General features: G+C 36.5%; 5 protein-coding genes. 2 read left to right on the top strand and 3 right to left on the bottom strand.

Going from position 1 to position 4,636, the window contains the following annotated elements; genetic code table 11:
- Positions 1–199: 199 nt before the first annotated feature.
- Positions 200–727, bottom strand: a complete 528-nt coding sequence (locus ACNKXS_RS03275; protein ID WP_417919601.1) for a hypothetical protein — start codon at positions 725–727, stop codon at positions 200–202.
- A 654-nt stretch (positions 728–1,381) separates the two neighbouring features.
- Here ACNKXS_RS03275 and ACNKXS_RS03270 point away from each other — a divergent pair.
- Both ACNKXS_RS03270 and ACNKXS_RS03265 read left to right on the top strand, forming a co-directional pair.
- Positions 1,382–2,386 carry an LLM class flavin-dependent oxidoreductase gene (locus ACNKXS_RS03270; protein ID WP_417919600.1) on the top strand — a complete coding sequence of 335 codons (1,005 nt, stop codon included), beginning with the start codon at positions 1,382–1,384 and terminating at the stop codon, positions 2,384–2,386.
- 112 nt (positions 2,387–2,498) lie between these two features.
- Complete coding sequence (locus tag ACNKXS_RS03265) at positions 2,499–3,167, top strand: FAD-binding oxidoreductase (protein ID WP_417919599.1); 669 nt, start codon at positions 2,499–2,501, stop codon at positions 3,165–3,167.
- Positions 3,168–3,223: 56 nt separating this feature from the next.
- On the opposite strand, the gene ACNKXS_RS03260 is transcribed toward ACNKXS_RS03265, so the two are convergent.
- On the bottom strand, positions 3,224–3,646 hold the full coding sequence (locus ACNKXS_RS03260) for an SRPBCC domain-containing protein (RefSeq protein WP_417919598.1): 423 nt from the start codon (positions 3,644–3,646) through the stop codon (positions 3,224–3,226).
- A gap of 320 nt (positions 3,647–3,966) precedes the next feature.
- A complete protein-coding gene (locus ACNKXS_RS03255; RefSeq protein ID WP_417919597.1) occupies positions 3,967–4,410 on the bottom strand; it encodes a hypothetical protein in 444 nt (147 codons plus the stop codon).
- Between the last annotated feature and the right edge of the window lie 226 nt (positions 4,411–4,636).

The following is a 4,636-nucleotide window of genomic DNA, read 5'->3' as shown; positions in this document are numbered from 1 at the left end:
TCGAGTACTGAGAATGTAAACCCCTGATATAACAGGGGTTTTTTAGTTTTTCAGCGTAAATTTCAAAACTGAAAAAGCATAGTAACTATTAAATGTAATCTGCTCTTAAATGGTATCTACTAATGGTGGATTCCGGAAACATCTTAAAAAAAGCCGGAGCTATAGCTCCGGCTTTTTTATCATGATATAAATTTTAATCCTAATTGAATCCTAACTGTATTGATTTTATTAAAATCCATCCATCGTCGTTCCGTTGGTATATTCTAAGATAGCTACTTTCGATTTTTTCATTTGAAGGCATAGTCGTAACATATGAAGTGCAAATTAATCCCCAATTCCTATTATTACAAAATAATGGTTTAGAAATTGTAAGCTTAGTCGATTTTCTAAAATTATTATAAATTGAAGACTCATCTCTTATTATGGGAAGCTTTTGCCTTGATGTATTAAGAGCTTCTTTCCTTAAAACTTCCAAATCACAACACTTAATGAATTCCCGAAATTGAGTTTCTATTTGTTCTTCGTTCACTACATTCCAGTTAAATTCAAGACTTTTTTCAGTTAGTAAATTTAAGTCCATAAAATCTTCCCAAGGGAGAAGTTCTTTGTGAACTTCAGTGTCACTCCCAATCGAATTAACAATTTTTTCTATTAAGCCAGTATTATCTGTTTGACAAAAACCTTTTAAAGAGAAAAACAGAAAGCATACTATTAGTTTTGTTTTCATATTGATTGCTAATGTTGTTCTTTTATTATAACCTTTGAAAAATTATATGTTTTGGTAAATTCTAATCTATTTCCATAGAGACCTTTTGATCTTTGTCCAGTACTCTAGAAGGTTTAAGTTCCCAGCAATTCTTTTATTTTTAGACGAGGTCTAAGCAAGCTCGCCAAACATGCGATCAATGTATCGAGCCCTCTTTCAGAAAGTCTTGATGATCTGAATGTCTAATATATAATTTTGATTTTTCTAAATATCTGAAAATAGCTGGATTTAATCGAATGAAGGTTTATAATAAGCATTCTTTTGTATCTCATCAAAGTTTCCCTATTGGCATATGTATAATATCCTGAGTTCTAAGATTATCAAATGATAGGGCAATAATTAATAAGAATATTATATTTTCCAATTTGCTTTTTTTTAATTATGGTCTGTAAGAATATTTTGTTCATGTGAATCCACAACTAGTCTATTCCATGACGAAAATATACTATTCAATATTCGTTGCAATTGAATGTACTCTGCATTATTATAAAAGCTGCACTTTTCACTTCAGAAGATAGGCAGTGATTCACCTTCGGGTTTGAACACTGTAAGGTTTTGGATAGAGTTGAGACGAAATCCCGGCCTGTAGAGATACAGGCTTCAAATTTTAAATTTATGACCAAACATATAAATTACTCTATTCTGGACCTCGCAGTTGTAGGCCAGGATATTTCACATTCTCAGGTTTTCAAAAATACCGTAGACCTTGCTCAGCAGGGAGAAAAACTGGGGTATAAAAGACTCTGGCTCGCTGAGCATCACAATATGGTGAGCATCGCGAGTTCTGCAACAACCGTCCTAATGAGTCATGTCGCTGCCAAAACAGATAGTATTCGTATTGGAAGTGGCGGAATTATGTTGCCAAATCACTCCCCATTAATTGTCGCTGAACAGTTCGGAACTTTGGGATCTCTGTACCCAGACAGGATCGATATGGGACTTGGCAGAGCTCCGGGGACCGATCAGGTTACTGCTCATGCCATTCGAAGTGATCGCATGAATTCTGTTTTTAAATTCCCTCATGAGATCGATGAAATTCAGCGTTACTTTAAGAATAGCTCAAAATCAACAAAAGTGAGAGCGACGGTTGCCGAAGGGGTTAACGTACCCATGTATATTTTAGGCTCAAGCACAGATAGTGCGCATGTAGCAGCAGAAAAGGGGCTTCCCTATGTTTTTGCTAGTCATTTTGCACCTGGACAGTTATTTGAGGCAATGGAAATTTATTACAGGGAATTTCAGCCTTCAGCATATCTCGAAAAGCCTTATACCATTGCGGGGATCAATGTAACCGCCGCAGAGACCAACGAGGAAGCCGAAAAACTTTCTACCAGTTCGCTTAGAATGATGGTGGGTGTTCTTACAGGAAACCTGGATTACTTGCAACAACCGGTCGAAATGGATGCTGAATTACGTGAAGTTCGCGATAATCCCGCTTTACAGCGAATGCTGAAATATTCGTTTGTAGGAGACAAACAGCACATCAAAAACAAAACTGAAGAATTTCTGAAGGATACCGGTGTTGATGAAGTTATTGTTGCTTCTCATATCTACCATCAGGAAGATAGACTTAGGTCGTACCGTATTTTTTCAGAAGTGATGCAGGAGATCAATTCCTAAACTTCCTTAAATGCGGAAGCCCAGGCGTTAAGTAAGGTTAAATTATTGCATACAGTACCTAACGTATTTGACTCAAGCACTCATTTCCACTATCTTGAAAATAAAAAAGTTTATGGAAAAGGTAGTGAAGATCAAATCGATTGGGCAGGTAACACATGATGTAAAACAATTTATTGTCGAAAAACCCGAAGGTTATGAGTTTACACCGGGACACGCAACAGAAATTTCGATCAATCAGGAAGAGTGGAAGGATGAAAAAAGACCTTTCACTTTCACCAGTTTAAACGAAGACGATCATCTGGAGTTTACCATCAAAATCTATCCAGATCATGATGGAGTTACGGAGCAATTAGCAAAATTAAAGGAAGGTGACGAACTGATTGTAAGAGATACCTGGGGAGCGATTGAATATAAAGGTCCTGGGTATATAATTGCCGGAGGAGCGGGGATCACACCATATATTTCTATGCTTCGGGATCTTAAGAAGAAAGATAAACTGGCCGGCATGAATTTAATTTTCAGTAATAAGACCGACAAGGATATTATTCTGAAAGAGGAGCTGGATAGTATGTTAGGCGAGAATGCTACTTACGTAATTACAGATCAGGAAGACACTAAGCATACAAATGCTTATTTGAACGAGGAATTTCTGAAAAGCAATATATCTGATCTTAGTAAACAATTCTATGTGTGCGGACCGCCTGAAATGACGGATGAGATCAATAAAACTTTGAAAAAAATGGGAGCAGATACCGATGCTGTTCAGTTGGATGATCAATAGTTATAAGTATCGAATAAAAATGAAAAAAGGCCGGAATTTTTTCCGGCCTTTTTTCGTTACGATTGCTCTTCTGTATAAGTCTTGAAACTTTCAAGGATCGACTTCCAGCCTTGTTCTTGTTGATCCACCGGATTCTGATCTTCTGTATCCAAAGTCTCTTTGATCATTACGTTCCCATCTTCTTCTGAAAAAGTTACTTCAGCATTTCTACCATCCTCAAGTTCATAAGTGAGTTTCTCTTTTTCCTTGACCACCTTGTAAGTTCCGGCGAAATCAAAACCTACTTTTCCATCTTCAGATTCCATCCTGTATTTGAACTTGCCGCCCTCCTTAAGATCATTTTCAGCATTGGGACATAACCAGTCTTCACTGGCTTTGTTCCATTTGGTAATATGTTCAGGCTTAGTCCAGTGTTCCCAAACCTGGTCTAGTTTTGCATTTATCTTACTTTCGATCTCGATCTTTCCTTCTGAAGCCATAAATGTTCTTTTTATTTAAATATATCAAAAATCCACACGGCAGTCAGATCATTTAGCAGACTTATCGGTTTTGTTTAACATTTTCACTTTAGAATCTCCGTAATATGTAAACAGGAAACATCCGAAGATCAGGCACATCATTTCCACGGAATATCTCATAGAATCCCCCTTTTTAAAAATCAGGTCTAATGCAATTTCAATGATCGAGATACCATAGTAAAAGAATAGATCAGTTATGCGTTCGTGAGAAATTTCCGAAAATTCATCCTTTATTTTTTTGAAGCCAACTAGAAAAAAGGCCAGTTTCCATGATCAACAAATTACTGTGTAGTAAGTACAGCTGCTACAATAAGTGGTACAGTAATTAAAGCCGATACTATCGCTGGTTTGGTCCAGCTTTTCCGGATAAATTCTCTTTCCATGCCTATATACCTGTTCCAGAAATATTCTGTCAGGATCAAAGCGCCACCTAAATTCAGCATTAAGCCAATGTAAGTAGTAGAAAAATTAAAAACGGTATAAGCATGACCAGCAGTATATAAAAGTGCAAAAAGCAATACCTGCCATTTTCCTTTATTCTCTTTAACGCTGTTCAGGTTGCTCATAAGAATAACTGCTCCAAAGATAGTGGAGAAAAGCAGGCAGAACATGAAAATAACTCTTTTCGAATATAGTGCGGGAACGAGTTCTGTTATTTCATTGTCTTCAAATTCATCATGGTTATGATCTGTTTCAGGATTGGGGTTTTCAGACCTGTGTGTCATATAGGTTCAGCAAGATTTTTTATAATTCAAAATCGAATTTCAGAAAAAGCAAGCTATCAAACTTAAATGATGTCATGACAAAAATCTACAATAGAATTCCATTCAGAAATAATAACACTCGCAATAATGGCAAGTACGATTAAAAACAGGATCAGGAGCCAGTCTATAGATTTGAGCCACTTCATCATTATTTTTATATAAGATATAGTGCAGTGTAGGGCCTCTA

The sequence above is a fragment of the Christiangramia marina genome (genome assembly GCF_048285865.1).
In the GTDB taxonomy this organism is placed as follows: Bacteria; Bacteroidota; Bacteroidia; order Flavobacteriales; family Flavobacteriaceae; genus Christiangramia; species Christiangramia marina.
This window is presented reverse-complemented; position numbering and strand designations above follow the sequence as displayed.

What these genes read in the sequence shown, in the direction of transcription:
- ACNKXS_RS03275 (WP_417919601.1), bottom strand. Translation starts at nt 727, where the DNA reads ATGAAAACAAAACTAATAGTATGCTTTCTGTTTTTCTCTTTAAAAGGT.
- ACNKXS_RS03270 (WP_417919600.1), top strand. Translation starts at nt 1,382, where the DNA reads ATGACCAAACATATAAATTACTCTATTCTGGACCTCGCAGTTGTAGGC.
- ACNKXS_RS03265 (WP_417919599.1), top strand. Translation starts at nt 2,499, where the DNA reads ATGGAAAAGGTAGTGAAGATCAAATCGATTGGGCAGGTAACACATGAT.
- ACNKXS_RS03260 (WP_417919598.1), bottom strand. Translation starts at nt 3,646, where the DNA reads ATGGCTTCAGAAGGAAAGATCGAGATCGAAAGTAAGATAAATGCAAAA.
- ACNKXS_RS03255 (WP_417919597.1), bottom strand. Translation starts at nt 4,410, where the DNA reads ATGACACACAGGTCTGAAAACCCCAATCCTGAAACAGATCATAACCAT.